Raw genomic sequence first — 17,556 nt, 5'->3', positions numbered from 1 at the left:
CCGCTAGAATGGGAGTTCGTGATATCGATGTGGAGAATGCCCTCTGATGACGCCTGAATCCCCCGCAGACGAGACGGAATCGACCAACGGAGGGACCCCCGAGAACGGCTCCGGGAACGGACACTCGCCGATCTCACCCACCTCGAAGCAGCCGGGCGAGTACGGCGCAGACGAGATCCAGATCCTCGAAGGACTCGAGGCGGTCCGCAAGCGCCCCGGCATGTACATCGGCTCCACGGGTCCGCGTGGTCTGCACCACCTGGTCCAGGAGATCGTCGACAACTCCGTCGATGAGGCGATGGCCGGGTACTGCGACACGATCATCGTCACTCTTCTCGACGATGGCGGTGTGAGAGTCGTCGACAACGGCCGCGGCATCCCGGTCGATCCGCACTCCTCCGACCCGTCGAAGTCGACGGTCGAGGTCGTGCTGACCATCCTGCACGCCGGCGGAAAGTTCGGCGGCGGCGGGTATGCCGTCTCAGGTGGTCTCCACGGTGTCGGCTCCTCTGTGGTGAACGCGCTCTCGACACGCTTCGACATCGCGGTCAAGCGTCAAGGGCACGTCTGGCGACACAGTTTCGCCAACGGCGGTCAGCCGCAGCAATCGCTGGAGAAGGGCGAGGCGACCGACGAGACCGGCACGATCATCACGTTCTGGCCAGACCCTGAGATCTTCACCGAGGGCGTCGAGTTCGACTACGAGACTCTGCGCACCCGTTTCCAGCAGATGGCGTTCCTGAACAAGGGTCTGCGCATCGAGCTGCACGACGAACGCGAAGGTCACACCGAGGTCATCGAAGAAGAGGGCACCAGCGTCGAGAAGCAGCGCGGCGATGTCTTCCTCTACGAGCGCGGCCTCGTCGACTACGTCGAATATCTCAACAAGGTGCGTCACGCCGAGGTCGTCAACGACGAGATCATCGACTTCTCCTCCGAAGACACGGTGCGCAAGATCTCCGTCGAGATCGCGATGCAGTGGACGACCTCGTACACCGAGAACGTCTTCACCTATGCGAACGTCATCAACACTCACGAGGGTGGAACGCACGAGGAAGGGTTCCGCGCCGCGCTGACCACTCTGGTCAACAAGTACGCTCGTGCGAACAACATCATCAAGGAGAAGGACGACAACCTCTCCGGCGACGATGTGCGTGAGGGTCTCACCGCGGTCATCTCGATCAAGCTCGCGGAACCGCAGTTCGAGGGGCAGACCAAGACCAAGCTCGGCAACACCGAGGCGAAGGCGTTCGTGCAGAAGGTGGTCGGAGACCAGCTCGGAGACTGGTTCGAGCGCAACCCGAACCAGGCCAAGAACGTGATCCGCAAGGCCATCGACGCCGCGACCGCGCGTCTCGCAGCGCGCAAGGCGCGCGAAACCGCTCGTCGCAAGAGCGTGTTCGAATCGGCGGCGATGCCCGACAAGCTCAAGGACTGCACGAGCAAGGATCCGTCGATCAGCGAGATCTTCCTCGTGGAGGGTGACTCGGCCGGCGGTTCCGCGGTGCAGGGCCGCGACCCGCACACCCAGGCGATCCTGGCGCTGCGCGGCAAGATCCTCAACGTGGAGCGGGCGCGACTCGACAAGGCGCTCGGCAACCGCGAGGTCCAGGCGATGATCCAGGCCTTCGGCACGGGCATCGGCGAGGACTTCGACATCGAGAAGGCCCGATATCACAAGATCGTCCTGATGGCGGATGCCGACGTCGACGGTCAGCACATCACGACGCTGCTGCTCACGCTGCTGTTCCGCTACATGCGCGGTCTCATCGAGGCGGGTTTCGTCTATCTGGCCATGCCGCCGCTGTACCGCCTGAAGTGGTCGAACTCCGCACACGAGTACGTGTTCAGCGATGCCGAGCGCGACGCTCTGCTCAAGCACGGCCTCGACAATGGCAAGCGCATCCCGAAGGACGCCGGCATCCAGCGTTACAAGGGTCTCGGCGAGATGAACGCCAAGGAGCTGTGGGAGACCACGATGGATCACACCACGCGGACCCTCCGCCAGGTGACCATCGAGGATGCCGCGGCCGCCGACGAGATCTTCAGCGTGCTGATGGGTGAGGACGTCGAATCCCGGCGCAGCTTCATCCAACGCAACGCCAAGGACGTCCGCTTCCTCGACATCTAGCGAACCCTGGGTCCCTGAGCTTGTCGAAGGGCACCCATACGAAACCGAATTGGGTCCCTGAGCCTGTCGAAGGGCAGCGACCCAGAACTGAACGACCGGAATCGAACACACATGACTGACGAAGAACGCCCCGTCCCCGAACACGATCACGGCAAGATCGACCAGGTCGACCTGCAGTCCGAGATGCAGCGCAGCTATCTCGACTACGCCATGGCCGTCATCGTCGGCCGCGCCCTCCCGGATGTGCGCGACGGCTTGAAGCCCGTGCACCGTCGTGTGATCTACGGCATGTACGACGGCGGGTTCCGCCCCGACAAGTCGTTCTCGAAGTGCGCCCGCGTGGTCGGCGAGGTGATGGGTCAGTACCACCCGCACGGTGACACGGCGATCTACGACGCGCTCGTTCGTCTGGTGCAGCCCTGGGCTCTGCGGTATCCGCTCGCTCTCGGCCAGGGGAACTTCGGCTCCCCCGGCAACATGGGTGCGGCGGCTCCCCGATACACCGAGACCAAGATGGCTCCGCTCGCGCTCGAGATGGTGCGCGACATCGAAGAGGACACGGTCGACTTCCAGGACAACTACGACGGTCAGACGCAGGAGCCGACGGTCCTCCCGGCCCGGTTCCCGAACCTGCTCGTCAACGGTTCGGTCGGCATCGCGGTCGGAATGGCGACCAACATCCCCCCGCACAACCTGCGCGAGGTGGCGGATGCCGCACTCTGGGCGCTCGACAACGCGGGGATCAGCCGCGAGGAGCTCCTCGACGGTCTGATCCAGCGCATCCCCGGCCCGGACTTCCCGACCGGCGCGCAGATCCTGGGCACCAAGGGCATCCACGAGGCGTACCGCACGGGTCGCGGATCGATCACGATGCGCGCTGTCGTCAACGTCGAGGAGATCCAGGGCCGCACGTGCCTCGTGATCACCGAGCTGCCGTACCAGGTCAACCCCGACAACGTCGCGGTGAAGATCGGCGACCTGGCCCGCGACGGGAAGATCACCGGCATCGCCGACATCCGCGACGAGTCGTCGGACCGCACCGGCCAGCGCCTCGTCGTCGTGCTCAAGCGCGACGCCGTCGCCAAGGTCGTGCTGAACAACCTGTACAAGCACACGCAGCTGCAGGAGAACTTCGGCGCGAACATGCTCGCGATCGTCGACGGCGTTCCGCGCACGCTCGCGATCGACGGCTTCGTGTCGTACTGGATCACGCACCAGATCGAAGTGATCGTCCGCCGCACGCAGTACCGCCTCACCGAGGCCGAGAAGCGCATGCACATCCTGCGCGCGTACCTGAAGGCGCTCGACGCGCTCGACGAGGTCATCGCGCTCATCCGCCGGTCGCAGACGACGCAGGAGGCGAACGAGGGACTGCAGAAGCTCCTCGACATCGACGAGATCCAGGCCGACGCGATCCTGCAGATGCAGCTGCGTCGTCTCGCCGCCCTCGAGCGTCAGAAGATCATCGAGCAGGCCGAGGAGCTCGAAGCGCTGATCGCGGACTACAAGGCGATCCTCGCCGACGAAGGTCGTCAGCGCACCATCATCCGCGAAGAGCTCACGGCCATCGTCGACCGCTTCGGCGACGAGCGCCGCACGCACATCCTGCACGGCTTCGACGGCGACGTCTCGATGGAAGACCTCATCGCCGAGGAGGAGATGGTCGTCACCGTCACGCGCGAGGGCTACATCAAGCGCACGCGCAGCGACAACTACCGTTCGCAGCACCGTGGCGGCAAGGGCATCAAGGGCGCACAGCTGCGTGCCGACGACATCGTCGAGCACTTCTTCGTGACGACGACGCACCACTGGCTCCTCTTCTTCACCGACAAGGGCCGCGTCTACCGCGCGAAGACCTACGAGGTGCCCGAGGCCGGACGCGATGCGAAGGGCACGCACGTCGCGAACCTTCTCGCGCTGCAGCCGGACGAGAGCATCGCGCAGGTGCTCGACATCCGCGATTACAAGGTCGCCGAGTACCTGGTGCTGGCGACCCGCGAGGGTCTGGTGAAGAAGACGCGTCTCGACGCGTACGACACCAACCGCCAGGGCGGCGTCATCGCCATCCGCCTGAACGACGAGGACGAGCTGGTCAGCGCGCTGCTGGTCGACGCGTCCGACGACATCCTCCTCATCAGCCGCCGCGGCATGTCGGTGCGGTTCGAGGCGACCGACGAGGCGCTGCGTCCGATGGGTCGCGCGACCGCCGGTGTGCGGGGCATGAAGTTCAAGCTCGACGAGGACAGCCTGCTCTCGGCATCGTTCGCGGCACCGGGCAAGTTCGTGTTCGTGGTCACCGACGGCGGATACGCCAAGCGCACCGCCGTCGAGGAGTATCGCGTCCAGGGACGCGGTGGAACAGGCATCAAGGTCGCCAAGCTGAACGACGATCGGGGCACGCTCGCCGGTGGTCTGATCGTCTCCGAGGACGACGAGGTCTTGGTGGTTCTGTCCAGCGGCAAGGTGGTACGCTCTGCCGTGGCCGAGGTGCCCGCCAAGGGCCGAGACACCATGGGAGTGGTGTTCGCACGGACGACGGAAGCCGACCGCATCCTCGCCATCGCCCGAAACGGCGAGCGAGGCCTCGCAGATGACGAGGCGGAGGCGGACTCCGAGACCGCGGCCCCCGAGACGACACCGACACCTGAGGAAAGCACGGACGAATGAGCACAGTAGCCGACAAGCTGGCGAAGAAGTCCACACGCAAGACCGGCGGCAAGCAGGTCCGCCTGCGTCTGGTCTACGTCGACTTCTGGTCGGCCGTGAAGCTCTCGTTCCTCGGAGCGGTCGCTCTCGCGGTCGTCACGATGGTGTCGTTCTTCCTCATCTTCCTGGTGCTGCAGGCGACGGGCATCATGGCGACGGCCGATGAGTTCGTGCGCAGCTTCACCGACGGGGCGGTCCCGCTGTCCGAGATCGTGGGCCTCCCGCAGGTGATGGCGTTCGCCGCCGTCGTCGCGATTCTCAACCTGATCGTCTTCACGGTGCTCGGCGCCGTGATCGCCGGAATCTACAACCTCGCCGTGAAGGTGACGGGCGGACTGCTCGTCGGCTTCATGTCGAACTGACGCTTCGACGGGCTCAGGGCGCTTCGACAGGCTCAGGGATCCCGAGTCGAAAGGGGCGGATGCCACGGCATCCGCCCCTTTCGCGTTCCTAGACGATGCCGGTCGTGCCGAGCAGCGTGCCGATCAGCCAGGTCGCGACCAGGGCGAGGGCGCCGCCGACGACCAGGCGGACGGATGCCCGGACCGGCGCGGAACCGCCGATGACGGCTCCGACCGCGCCCGTCGCTGCGAGGGCGAGCAGCACGGCGGCGAACGTCACCGGAACGCGCCACTCCGGCGGGGGCAGCAGGATGGCGAGCAGCGGCAGCAGCGCGCCCAGAGTGAAGGCGACGGCTGACGACAGGGCTGCATGCCAGGGGTTCACGAGGTCGTCCTGATCGATCCCCAGCTCGACCTCGAGGTGCGCCGAGAGCGCATCGTGCGCGGTGAGCTCCTCCGCGACCTTCTGCGCCGTCTCATCGCTGAGCCCGCGATCACGGTAGAGGGCCGTGAGCTCGGCGAGCTCTTCGACGGGCATCGTGCGCAGCTCCTCGCGCTCCTTCGCGATGAGTGCGCGTTCGCTGTCGCGCTGGCTGCTCACCGAGACGTACTCGCCGAGAGCCATGGACACCGCGCCGCCGACGAGGCCGGCGAGCCCTGCGGTGAGCAGGGCGGCATTGTCGGTCGTCGCGCCGGCCACACCCACGACCAACGCCGCGACCGAGACGATGCCGTCGTTCGCTCCGAGCACCCCGGCGCGGAGCCAATTCAGTCGCTGGCCGATCCCCGCCGCGTGCGGTTCATCCTGATGAACGGTCATGGCCTCAGTGAATCAGACTCCACTCCCGGCGGACAGCCCGACGGGCGGCTACGGAAAACCCGAAGACAGGAGTCCGGATGCCTCGGTGTCGGCCGGATGACCGCGCCCGTACCTTGGAACCATGACGACACACACTGCGCCTCCGCCGCAGGCCGCGGCCGTGAAGCCACCGCTGCGCATCTTCCTCACCGTCCTGCACCTCGCAGGCGTCGGGGTCCTCGGCGGCATCATCTTCACCACGCTCGGCGGGCTCCTCGGAACCGGTCTGGGTCTTCTCTTCGCGTTCGGCATCGGCATCATCCTGCTCGTCGGTCTGGTCTACGCCCTCTTCGGCGTCGGCTGGTTCGAGGTCGCCAGGGTCGGCGCGCTGTACCGCACCCCGATCGCACCGCTCCGACTGCGACAGCGCGATCGCCCCGGCTTCGGCGGCTGGCTCGGCTCACTCGGCCGGCAGGCGATCGACGGTCGGATGTGGCGCGCCGTCGCGAACTTCGCGATCGCGGCCATCCTCGGAACCATCGTCCTCCGGCTCTTCTGGAGCCTCATCTGGTCGGTGATCATCTCCTTCGCTCCGCTCACCGATGCCGAGTCCGTCATGGGACCGTTCGGCGGTGGCGGCATCCCCGTCGCCTGGGCGCCGCTCGTCGGCATCCTCGGCATCGCCGCATCCGCGGTCGGCATCTTCGGTCTCGCGCTGCTGCACCGCACGCTCGCCCTGGCGATCGTGATCCGCAGTCGCGAGACGGAGCTCACCGAGCGCGTCCGCACCACGACCGCGCAGCGCGAAGGCGCAGTGCGGGCGGCGGATGTCGAACGCACCCGCATCGAGCGCGACCTGCACGACGGCGTCCAGCCCCGACTGGTGTCGGTCGGCATGACCCTCGGCCTCGCGCAGCAGAAGATCGACAACGATCCGGATGCCGCGAAGGAGCTGATCGCCGAGGCGCACACCTCCACCAAGGCCGCCATCACCGAGCTGCGTCAGCTGGCTCGCGGCATCCACGCCTCGGTCCTGGACGACCGCGGACTGGATGCGGCCCTCTCGGCCCTCGCCGGCCGGTCGCACATTCCCGTGCACCTCGACGTCCGCATGGACGGGCGGTGCAGCAGAGAAGCCGAGGCGGCCGTGTACTTCGCGATCGCCGAGTCGCTCACCAATGCGGCGAAGCACTCACGCGCCAGTGAGGCGCGGGTGATCGTGCGACTCCGCGACGGCGGCACCCTCTGGGCGCGGGTCGAGGACAACGGCATGGGTGGCGCGCAGGTGCAGCCCGGCGGCGGACTCGACGGCATCGCGAATCGCGTCCTCGCGGCAGGAGGGACCTTCCGTCTCGACAGCCCGCTCGGCGGACCGACGTCGCTGGAGGTGAACGTGCCATGCGCATCCTGATCTGCGAGGACTCCGTCCTGCTGCGCGAGGGACTCATCCGTCTCCTCGAGGACGCCGGCCACGAAGTGGTCGCGGCTCTCCCCGACATCGACGGTCTGGTCGAGGCTGTCGAGACCACGGACCCGGAGCTCTGCATCCTCGATGTGCGGCTGCCCCCGACGTTCACGGACGAGGGGATCCGGGCGGCGCTCGGACTGCGGTCCACGCATCCATCCCTCGCGATCCTCGTGCTCTCGCAGTACGTCGAGGAGCGCTACGCGTCCGACCTGATCGCCGCGCAGGGTGGCCCGCTCGGCTACCTGCTCAAGGACCGGGTCGCCGACGTGGCCGAGTTCCTCGCGTCGGTGCAGCGCATCTCCGAGGGTGCGACCGTGCTCGACCCCGAGGTCGTGGCGCAGCTGCTCACGCGGAGGAACCGCGACGACCGGATGCTGCGGCTCACCGAGCGCGAGCGCACCGTGCTGGCACTGATCGCGGAGGGCAAGTCGAACCAGGCGATCGCCGGGCTCCTCTTCCTCTCCGAGGCGAGTGTCGAGAAGCACATCACCTCCATCTTCCAGAAGCTGGGCTTCGAGCAGGGCGAATCGGGAAACCGTCGCGTGCTCGCCGCCCTCGCCCACATCGAGAACACCGGCGGCCCCGTGCCCCCGGCCGGCCCGACAGGAGTGGCACGATGACGAACGAACAGAACGACCTCACGGGCGGGCACACCCCGCTCACTCCCCCGCCGGCCTCGGCACCCCAGGCCCCGGAGGCTCCGCAGGCGACACAGGCCTCCGGGCCCTGGGTCGCGGACCCCGGTGCCACGGCATCCGCCGAGCCGAGCGGCTCCGGCCGCTCGTCGGGCGTGGCCGCGATCTCCGTCGTCGTCGCGGTCGTCGGCGGCATCGCACTGCTCGGGTCAGGCGGAACGGCTGCCGCTGCGGCGGCCGGCGACCTGTGGAGCGCGAGCCTGCCGGACTCCGTGCAGACCGTGGACGTCGACGGGATCGACGGCATCGACCTGGACGTCGACGGAAGCAACATGCGCATCGAGTTCGGTGACGTGGACGAAGCGGAGCTGTCGATCACCAACGGTCGCGGCCCGACGTGGACGTTCGAGCGCGACGGGGATGAGTTGACCGTGCACAGTCCCGAGTCGAAGTGGGGCTGGTGGTTCTCGAACTGGTTCGGCGACGAGGAGATCGCCGTGCTGACGCTGCCGCAGAGCCTGAACGACAGCGGCCTCGACGGAGACCTGCGTCTCGATGCGGGCAGCCTCGACGTCGAAGGCGACTGGGGTCATCTCGGCGTCGAGGTCAGCGCGGGCGCACTCGGCCTCGACGGCGCGGCCGACAGCCTCGACGTCCAGATGAACGCCGGTCGCGCCGACATCCTTCTCGACGGAGTCAACACGGCTGTTCTCGGCGTCTCCGCGGGCAACCTCGATGTCGAGTTGACCGGGGTCGCCCCGACGCAGACGACCATCGATGTGAGCGCGGGCTCGCTGGATCTGACCGTGCCCGACGAGGCGTACGGCATCACCCAGGAGGTCAGTGCCGGCTCCCTCGACGTGAAGGTCGACCAGTCCGGCAGCGAGCGGCGGATGATCGACGTCACCCTGTCCGCCGGGAGCGCGACCATCCGCCCCGGTAACTGATCTAGCTCGAGCGCGGGGCCTCCCCAGGGCGGCCCCGCGCTCGATTCGGATTTTCCGTCTTTCTCCGGTAAAGTCTTGGAGGTTGACGGGGCTATAGCTCAGGCGGTTAGAGCGCTTCACTGATAATGAAGAGGTCCCAGGTTCAAGTCCTGGTAGCCCCACCCTTTCAATTCAAGAAACACCCTCACGGGGCCTTAGCTCAGTTGGTAGAGCGCCTGCTTTGCAAGCAGGATGTCAGGAGTTCGAATCTCCTAGGCTCCACACTCTTTCCATCCACAGGTGTTAACAACTCTGTTAACAACTCGCTTCAGAGCGCAGGGCCGCGGATGATCCGCACCGGACCGCGGGCCTCCTCGATCCGCACAGCCTCGCCCTTCTGCGTCACGACGATCTCGTCGCGGCCGGCGAGCTCGGCGGCCACCCGTCGGACATCGTCCATGCGTGTGCGCCAGGATGCGCCGCCGATCGCGCGCGCCACGTCGCTCGGACAGATCGACGATGTGCTGCGTTTGCGGACGAGGGCGCGCGTGGCGGCTGCGGCACGCTCCGCGAACGCGGCATCCGTCGGCTCTTCCCACCACGGTTCGCCGCGCTCGCCGAGGGCTGTCTTCGCGTGGTGCACTCGCCGTCGTGCGTCCGGCTCGTCAGCCTTCACCGCGCGGCGGGCCGCCATCAGCTCGTCCACGAGCTCTTGACGGAAGGTGTCGGGGATGGACGGATCGGTCGCGCGCCAGCGACGGCCGTCGACGATGATGTGATGTCCGTCGGGTGTGTGCTCCGCCATGTCGAGCAGTCTGCGCTCCGACACCACGCCCGCACAGAGCCTTGACGGATGGCGGGATCCCCGTCCTACGACCGCCGCGGCTGCCGCAGCGCGGCGTCCAGGTGACGGGCGATGCCGGCCCGGGAGCGGAGGCCCGTCTTCTGCAGGATCCGCGCGACATGGCTCTCGACGGTGCGCGGGCTGAGGTAGAGGCGCTCGGCGATCACCCGGTTGGTGTGCCCCTCGGCCACGAGCTCCGCCACATCGAGCTCGCGAGGGGTGAGAACGTCGAGCGGTCCTGCCTCCGCGGCGGCCGCCTCCAGCTGTGCCACCGTGGCCTCCGCGAAGCGACGGTAGAGCGTCGACCCCGACAGCTCGAACAGTCCGATCGCTCGACGGGCGTCGTCGAGCGCATCGTCGACACGGCCTTGAGCGAGTTCCACCCGGGCGCGGAACATCGTGCCGTGCCCGGCCTGTGACGTGTGCTCCGCCTGCTCGCCCCAGGCGATCGCCGCTTCGGCATGCTGCAGAGCCTGCGGCAGGTCACCCGCGGCCAGAGCCACCTCACCGAGGCCGATGTGCTTCTGCGAGGCGAAGATGTCGTTGCGGTCGATCGCGAGATCAGCGAGCTCGGCGGGCAACCCGAGCGCGATCGACGCGCGAGCGACGAAGAGGCGGACGATGCGTCGCCACCATCCGATCTGCGGGAGACCCGCGTCGACGAGGCGTCGGTACCGCGCGACGAACTCCTCGGCGTCGACCCTGCCGGGAGCGGCGACGATGCTCGCCGTGAGCGCCAGCGGGATCGCGTCGGGCCAGTTGTACTTCTCGGCCGCGGTGATCGCGAGCGCGCTGAGCTCTTCGGCCTCCTCGCACCGATCGAGGGGAATATAGAGGAACGAGAGGATCATGTAGAGGTGCGGCAGCACATGGAAGCGTCCGCGCGACTCGGCGAGGCGGATGGCGCGCTCCACCAGTCGCACGCCGTCGTCGAAGTCGGCGAGGAAGTGCGCGCACCACCCCATCGCGGTGACGACGTCGATCACCGGCAGCAGCTCCGATGCGGTGAGCGACTCGAACCCCGCCTTGGCGACGAGATAGGCGGCGCGTCCGCGCTCCAGATCCCCGACCCGCAGATGCGAGAGCGCACGCAGGCCGGCGAGGGCCATCGCGTGACCCGGCCGGGCGTCGTCGTCGTCCAGCCAGGTGCGCGAGTCGAGCTCGGCATCGCCGTCGTGCATGACCGCGAGGGTCGCGAGCTCCACGATCACCTCCGGCTCGAGGCGCGCGGCTCCGGCTTCGCGGACCAGTTCGAACGCCTCATCGGGTCGGCTCTGGATGCGCAGCGACTGCAGCAGCAGAGCGAGCCCCTCACCACGCGGTGTCCCGACCGCATGCACGTCGCGCAGCAGCTCCTCCGCATCGACCGGCCGGCCGTCGAGCAGGAGGGCGCGGGCGAGCAGCAGATCCCTCTCGCGGTGCGGGATCCGGCGGGTGCGTGAGAGCAGGGCGATGCTGCTCTGCGGGGAGGTCGCCGAGACGATCTCGGCGGCCCGGATGATCGTCTCGACCTCCTCGGCGGTGAGGTGCGATCCGACGTGCTGCAGGTGCGACGCCCGCTCGAGGATGTCGGCGGAGTGCTGCGCCGCGATGCGGTGGGCCCGGCGACGGCGAGCAGGCCGCATGTGCCGGTAGGCGGCGGCACGGATGAACGGATGCACGATCCGCAGCTCGTCCGCGTCGATGAGGCCCCGCCGGGCGAGGTGCTCGGTGGCGACGGCGAGGGACGCGGCATCCGTTCCAGCGACCTCGCTCACGGTGGCGGGAGCGATCGCGGGCGTGAGAGCCAGGGCGTGCAGAAGCGCGAGCGATGGCGGGTCGAGCGCGCTCAGCTCGCCGCGCAGCGCGTCGCCGATCTCCAGAGGCGCCGTGGCGTCGGCATCCACGAGGTCCGCTCCGGCGACCTGGGACTCGGCCAGGAGGCGGAGGAACAGGGGGTTCCCTCCGGCGAGGTCGATGAGCGCGTCGTCGGCGACACCGTGCCCGCCGAGGATCGTCGCCGCGTCCGCGGAGTCGAGAGGGCGGAGCCGGATGCGCTGCAGGGAGGCGCCGCCGCGCTCGACCGCGCGCAGGAGCGAATCGGGGATGGTTCCACTGCGGAAGCAGAGCAGCACGGCGAGTGCCGAAGCGCCCGGCGCGGCGATCAGGCTCTCGACCACGTCGAGGGCTTCCCCGTCGAGCCAGTGCGCATCATCGATCACGACGACGCTGGGTTCGGACGTCAAAGCTTCGCGGATGCGGCGTCGCAGCACGCGCGGCGCGCTCTCCTCGAGCAGAACCGGGAGGTCGTCGTCGAGGAGCTCCTCGACGATCGGACGGATGCCGGCGAGCGGGATGTTCGTCGCCACCTCGTCCGGCCGCGCGAAGAGGACGCGGGCGTGGAGACCGGCGCGCAGGAACTCGTTCACCAGGGCGGTCTTGCCGATGCCGATCGACCCCTCGACGACCACGACCGGCGCGACCGCCGTCGATCCGGCATCCAGGTGGGCGCGCAGCAGCGCGAGCTCGGCGTCTCGCCCGATGAACATGCGTCCCCCTCACCCCAGACAGGACGAGAGTAGCCGGAACCACGCGTGATCGGGGCGTTTTCTCGATTCAATCGAGGAACCCGGTGTTTCTACGGATGTGCCGCCCGGTGCGCTCTTCATAGCCTGTGCCTGAATGCGTCCGCACACCCAGGTACAGGAATCACTTGATGACATCGCAGCTACGACCACGCCTCACGCGACTCCTCGGGGCTCTGACCGGCATCGCGCTCGCCGTCGGCTTCAGCGCCGTCGCCGTCGCGGCCCCTGCCCAGGCAGCCACCACTGACGGCGTGTACGTCGGTGAGAACAGTCACGGATACGACATCTCCCTCACGGTCACGGACGGGAAGGTCACCGACGTCACCACCTCGGCGACGGCGTTCTGCGGCGTGAATCCGCCCTTCCCGTTCCAGGTGCCGTTCAACGAGATCCCCGACACGGCGATCGCCGCGGACGGCTCCTTCCAGGCGCACTGGACGTATCAGATCGACGCCGACACGCAGGCCGAGTACTGGCTCGGCGGCACCTTCCACGCCGACGGCTCGGTCACGAACTCGGGGTCGAACGCCGCGGACCTCGTCGGGGCGGGCCTGATCTGCACGGGCACGCAGTTCACCTACGAGGCCGCGATCGACGGAGTCGCTCCGCAGATCGCCGTCTCGCCGAACCCGGCGACGCTGTCGCAGATCACCGACCCGAACGGCGTCGTCCGCTTCACGGGCAGCGGGTTCGTGCCCGACAGCACCGTCGCGCTCTTCATCGACGGCCAGCAGGCGGCGACACGCACCGCCGGTGCGGACGGGGCCGTCGAGGTGATCCTCTACTGGCAGAACGCCACGGTGGGCACCCATTCGGCCCGGTTCACGAGCGGTGCGCGCACCGCGGAGACGACTCTCACGATCATCGCCGATCCGACGTACGACCCGACCGCATCCGTCGACCCGTCCACGGCGACGGTGTCACGGCTCGCGGGAGCCGGCGTGGTCGTCGAAGGCGCCGGCTTCCCGGCATCCGCCCCTGTCGAGATCGCCTTCGACGGCGCGGTCGTGACGACGGTCACGAGCGGCGCCGACGGCTCCCTCACCTACCCGCTGACGCGGTCGGCCGTCGCGCCCGGAGCGCACACCATCGCCCTGACCAGCGGGCCGTGGTCGGCGTCGGCAGCGCTGACCGTGGAAGCCGATCCCGTCGTCTACGACCCGCAGGTCGTGGTGACGCCCGAATCGATCACGCAGTCCGCGCTGGCCGCCACCGGTGTGCAGGTCGCCGGAACCGGATTCCCGGAGAACGCTCCGGTCGAGATCCTGTTCGACGGCGCCGTCGTCACGACGGTCACCAGCTCGGCATCCGGAGCAGTGACGACGACCGTCGCCCGCGCGGGCATCGCCGCCGGAACGTCGACGGTCCTGCTGCGGAGCGGAGCGTGGGAGGCATCCGACACGGTGATGGTCACCGCCGATCCGGTCGATCCCGCGGAGGTGACGCTCACCCCGTCCGAGATCGCGACCGGCGCGCTCGCGACCGACGGCATCTCGCTCTCGGCCGAGGGGCTTCCGGCCGACGTCCCGGTGCGGGTGCTGTTCGACGGCACGCAGGTCGCGACGTTCACGGCCTCGTCGGCCGGGGCGGGCACGGCATCGTTCACGGTCGCCGACGTCGCCGCGGGTGCGCACACCGTGCAGCTCGTGCAGGGCCCCGGCTTCGCACCGCGCGGAGGCATCACGGCGGCTCTGGCACCGGGCGACATCCTCGGCGAGGCGACGCTGACCGTCACCGAGGATCCGATCCCCAGCGACCCGGAACTGGTGCTGGGCGTCTCGAGCATCGCGACAGACGCGCTCGCCGCGACGGGTGTCCTGCTCACCGGCACCGGGTTCACACCGGATCAGGACGTCGCCGTGGCGTTCGACGGGAGCCAGGTCGGCATCGTCACCGCGAACGCCGACGGAGAGGTCTCGTACATCCTCCGCGTGCCGGGCGTCGCTCCCGGCGCCTACCCCGTCACCCTCGCGCAGGGCGACCTCAGCGCGGAGGTGACCCTCACGGTCACCGCCGCATCCGTCCCGGGCACCCCAGGCCCGGGCACCCCAGGCCCGGGCACCCCAGGGCCCGGCACAGGTCCTGGACAGTCCGGCGGTGGCGACGGCCTCGCCGCGACCGGAGCGGATGCGGTGCTGTGGACCGGCATCGCGAGCATCGCCCTCGCGCTCATCGCCGCGGGTGGGCTCCTGCTGGTCCGTCGTCGTCGCGCATAACCCCCGCCGACGGCTCCCCGCCGCGGAGCCGTATCCGCCGCCTCGCTCCTCGTGAGCGGAGCGGAGGGTGCGGCTCCGCGGTGTTCGGGGGCGTCGTCACTCGCGGCGGCGGAAGAACCTCGCCCGGGCCGCGGCATCCGACGGGGTGTAGACGACGAGCTGGATCTCGGTCTGATCCGAGGGGCGCAGCTGGTGATGCTCGAAGACGAGACGCCCGAGCGTCGGATGCTGGAACACCCGCTCCCGGGACTCGAACCCGCGCACGTCGTGACTCTCCCAGCGTTCCCGGAACTCCGGGCTCGCCTCCATGAGCCGCCCGACGAGGTCGCGGTAGCGGGGGTCACCGAGGCGCGGTCCTGCTTCGGCGCGGAACTCGGCGAGGAAGCGGCGGCTGGTGTCGTCCCAGTCGTCGAGCAGCTCGCGCACCGCGGGGTCGGTGAAGATCAGCCAGAGCAGGTTGCGCTTCTCCGGCGGGGTCGTCGCCACGTTCGGATACAGGGCCTCGTACGCGCTGTTCCACCCGGCCACACCCCAATCGGGTGCCAGTGCATACGCCGGATGCTCCTCGAGCGCGTCGAGGAAGCGCTGCACGTGCGCGGGTGCCGTCTCGACCGCCGCACCCGAGCCGGGCCGGGTCGGAGAGAATCCGGCCAGGCGCAGCGCGTAGTCGTGCTCGGCCACGCTCAGGTGCAGTGCGGTGGCCACGGCATCCAGCACCTGCCGCGACGGATTGATGTCGCGTCCCTGCTCGAGCCAGGTGTACCAGGTGACGCTGACGCCGGAGAGGTACGAGATCTCCTCGCGGCGCAGGCCGACGGTGCGGCCGCGGCCGGCGGGCGGGAGACCGTACGCGCCGCGGTCGAGCTGCTCGCGTCGGGCGCGCAGGAAGGCCCCGAGCTCCTTGCGCTGCTGCTCATCCGTCGCCATGCAACAAACCTAGTGCTCCCACTACTAGTGTCAGCGCCGTCTTCCCACCGCTGCCGGCGGGAACCAGAGTGGAATAATGCCCACCCCTCTTCGCTCCCGCACCGTCACGCACGGACGCAACGCCGCCGGCGCCCGCGCGCTCTTCCGCGCCGCCGGTGTCAACGCCGCCGACTTCGGCAAGCCCATGATCGCCGTCGCGAACAGCTTCACCGAGTTCGTCCCCGGTCACACGCACCTGCAGCCGGTCGGACGCATCGTCTCCGACGGGATCTCGGCAGCGGGCGGCATCCCCCGCGAGTTCAACACCATCGCGGTCGACGACGGCATCGCGATGGGCCACGGCGGGATGCTGTACTCGCTGCCGTCGCGCGACCTGATCGCCGACTCGGTCGAGTACATGGTCAACGCGCATCAGGCGGACGCGCTCGTCTGCATCTCGAACTGCGACAAGATCACCCCCGGGATGCTCATGGCCGCCCTGCGGCTGAACATCCCGACGGTGTTCGTCTCGGGCGGTCCGATGGAGGCCGGTCGGGCGACGCTCGTCGACGGCTCCGTGCGCACGCTCGACCTGGTCGACGCGATCTCCGAGGCCGCGAACGACACGGTGTCGGATGCCGACATGAAGCGCATCGAGGAGAACGCCTGCCCGACCTGCGGCTCGTGCTCCGGCATGTTCACCGCGAACTCGATGAACTGCCTCGTCGAGGCGCTCGGCCTCGCGCTCCCGGGCAACGGCTCGGTGCTCGCCACGCACACCGCGCGTCGCGCCCTGTACGAGCGGGCCGGCGAGGTCGCGGTCGAGATCACCCGCCGCTTCTACGACGAGGACGACGCGTCGGTCCTTCCCCGCGAGGTCGCGAGCTTCGCCGCGTTCGAGAACGCCATGGCGCTCGACATCGCCATGGGCGGGTCGACCAACACGATCCTGCACTTGCTCGCCGCGGCCCACGAGGCCGGCATCGCCTTCGGGCTCGACGAGATCGACGCGGTCTCACGACGGGTGCCGTGCCTCGCCAAGATCGCGCCGAACCCGGCCTACGGACGCATGTACTACATGGAGGACGTGCACCGCGCCGGCGGCATCCCCGCCGTGCTCGGCGAACTGCGCCGCGGCGGCCTGCTCGACGAGAACGTCAGCACGATCCACTCCCCCTCGTTCGCCGACTGGCTCGACGACTGGGACATCCGCGGAGGGAAGGCGACGGATGCCGCGCACGACCTCTGGTACGCGGCGCCCGGCGGCGTGCGCTCGTCGAGTGCGTTCTCGCAGTCGGAGCGCTGGGCGGCGCTCGACGAGGATGCCGCGACCGGCTGCATCCGCGACGTCGAGCACGCCTACTCGGTCGACGGCGGTCTCGCGGTGCTGCGCGGCAACCTCGCGGTCGACGGCGCGGTCGTGAAGACCGCAGGCGTCGATCCGTCGATCCTCGTGTTCTCGGGTCCCGCCGTCGTCTGCGAATCGCAGGAGGAGGCCGTCGCGAAGATCCTCGGCAAGAAGGTGCAGCCCGGCGACGTGGTCGTGATCCGATACGAGGGACCGAAGGGCGGTCCCGGCATGCAGGAGATGCTGCATCCGACGTCGTTCCTCAAGGGACGCGGCCTCGGCAAGGTGTGTGCGCTCATCACCGACGGCCGCTTCTCCGGCGGGACGTCCGGCCTGTCGATCGGCCACGTCTCCCCCGAGGCGGCGGCCGGCGGAGTGATCGCGCTCGTCGAAGACGGCGACATCATCGACATCGACATCCCCTCGCGCGCCATGATCCTGCGCGTGAGCGAGGCCGAGCTTGACGATCGGCGTGCGCGTCTGATCGACGGCACCGGCTACCGGCCGGTCGACCGTGCGCGTCCGGTCTCTCTCGCGCTCCGCGCCTACGCCGCGATGGCGACGTCGGCCGACCGCGGCGCCGTGCGCGATGTCGAGAAGGTCGAGCGGGCGCTGCGCGAGCAGGAGGTCCGCGAGGCGGCCGCCCTCGTCTGAGCCGGATGCCGCGGG

At 68.9% G+C, this 17,556-nt stretch carries 12 protein-coding genes and 2 tRNA genes; 10 read left to right on the top strand and 4 right to left on the bottom strand.

Annotated features, from left to right (window positions below; translation table 11 throughout):
- The first annotated feature begins 46 nt into the window (after positions 1-46).
- The 3 genes from gyrB to ABS642_RS14615 all read left to right on the top strand — a co-directional run bounded on the left by gyrB (position 47) and on the right by ABS642_RS14615 (position 5,199).
- Complete coding sequence (gene gyrB / locus ABS642_RS14625) at positions 47-2,131, top strand: DNA topoisomerase (ATP-hydrolyzing) subunit B (protein WP_350350663.1); 2,085 nt, start codon at positions 47-49, stop codon at positions 2,129-2,131.
- Positions 2,132-2,242: 111 nt separating this feature from the next.
- Positions 2,243-4,798 carry a DNA gyrase subunit A gene (gene gyrA / locus ABS642_RS14620; protein ID WP_282215315.1) on the top strand — a complete coding sequence of 852 codons (2,556 nt, stop codon included), beginning with the start codon at positions 2,243-2,245 and terminating at the stop codon, positions 4,796-4,798.
- Positions 4,795-5,199, top strand: a complete 405-nt coding sequence (locus tag ABS642_RS14615) for a DUF3566 domain-containing protein (protein ID WP_116633337.1) — start codon at positions 4,795-4,797, stop codon at positions 5,197-5,199. The genes gyrA and ABS642_RS14615 overlap by 4 nt, the downstream gene beginning before the upstream one ends.
- Positions 5,200-5,287: 88 nt before the next feature.
- On the opposite strand, the gene ABS642_RS14610 is transcribed toward ABS642_RS14615, so the two are convergent.
- Positions 5,288-5,998, bottom strand: coding sequence for a VIT family protein (locus ABS642_RS14610; protein ID WP_282215314.1), 711 nt, complete (start codon positions 5,996-5,998; stop codon positions 5,288-5,290).
- Between the two features lie 121 nt (positions 5,999-6,119).
- On the opposite strand from ABS642_RS14610, the gene ABS642_RS14605 reads away from it, so the two are divergent.
- The 5 genes from ABS642_RS14605 (at position 6,120) to ABS642_RS14585 (ending at position 9,288) form a co-directional block, all read left to right on the top strand.
- Positions 6,120-7,388: a histidine kinase gene (locus tag ABS642_RS14605; protein ID WP_350350662.1), complete on the top strand. Its 1,269-nt coding sequence runs from the start codon at positions 6,120-6,122 to the stop codon at positions 7,386-7,388.
- Positions 7,376-8,065: a response regulator transcription factor gene (locus tag ABS642_RS14600; protein WP_350350661.1), complete on the top strand. Its 690-nt coding sequence runs from the start codon at positions 7,376-7,378 to the stop codon at positions 8,063-8,065. The genes ABS642_RS14605 and ABS642_RS14600 overlap by 13 nt, the downstream gene beginning before the upstream one ends.
- Positions 8,062-9,027, top strand: a complete 966-nt coding sequence (locus ABS642_RS14595) for a DUF4097 family beta strand repeat-containing protein (protein WP_350350660.1) — start codon at positions 8,062-8,064, stop codon at positions 9,025-9,027. Before ABS642_RS14600 ends, ABS642_RS14595 begins: the two co-directional genes overlap by 4 nt.
- 87 nt (positions 9,028-9,114) lie before the next feature.
- Positions 9,115-9,188 (top strand) — tRNA-Ile (locus ABS642_RS14590).
- Positions 9,189-9,215: 27 nt separating this feature from the next.
- A tRNA-Ala gene (locus tag ABS642_RS14585) sits at positions 9,216-9,288 on the top strand.
- Positions 9,289-9,334: 46 nt separating this feature from the next.
- On the opposite strand, the gene ABS642_RS14580 is transcribed toward ABS642_RS14585, so the two are convergent.
- Both ABS642_RS14580 and ABS642_RS14575 read right to left on the bottom strand, forming a co-directional pair.
- A complete protein-coding gene (locus ABS642_RS14580) occupies positions 9,335-9,811 on the bottom strand; it encodes a DUF3253 domain-containing protein (protein ID WP_350350659.1) in 477 nt (158 codons plus the stop codon).
- A gap of 65 nt (positions 9,812-9,876) precedes the next feature.
- Positions 9,877-12,378, bottom strand: coding sequence for an AAA family ATPase (locus ABS642_RS14575; protein ID WP_350350658.1), 2,502 nt, complete (start codon positions 12,376-12,378; stop codon positions 9,877-9,879).
- A 167-nt stretch (positions 12,379-12,545) separates the two neighbouring features.
- On the opposite strand from ABS642_RS14575, the gene ABS642_RS14570 reads away from it, so the two are divergent.
- Positions 12,546-14,633 (top strand): hypothetical protein, encoded by a 2,088-nt coding sequence (locus tag ABS642_RS14570; RefSeq protein WP_350350657.1) that lies wholly within the window; start codon positions 12,546-12,548, stop codon positions 14,631-14,633.
- 96 nt (positions 14,634-14,729) lie between these two features.
- On the opposite strand, the gene ABS642_RS14565 is transcribed toward ABS642_RS14570, so the two are convergent.
- Complete coding sequence (locus ABS642_RS14565) at positions 14,730-15,560, bottom strand: helix-turn-helix transcriptional regulator (RefSeq protein ID WP_350350656.1); 831 nt, start codon at positions 15,558-15,560, stop codon at positions 14,730-14,732.
- A 76-nt stretch (positions 15,561-15,636) separates the two neighbouring features.
- On the opposite strand from ABS642_RS14565, the gene ilvD reads away from it, so the two are divergent.
- On the top strand, positions 15,637-17,541 hold the full coding sequence (ilvD, locus tag ABS642_RS14560) for a dihydroxy-acid dehydratase (protein ID WP_350350655.1): 1,905 nt from the start codon (positions 15,637-15,639) through the stop codon (positions 17,539-17,541).
- Positions 17,542-17,556: the final 15 nt, after the last annotated feature.

It is taken from the genome of Microbacterium sp. A8/3-1 (assembly GCF_040267695.1).
Classification (GTDB): Bacteria; Actinomycetota; Actinomycetes; order Actinomycetales; family Microbacteriaceae; genus Microbacterium; species Microbacterium luteolum.
This window is presented reverse-complemented; position numbering and strand designations above follow the sequence as displayed.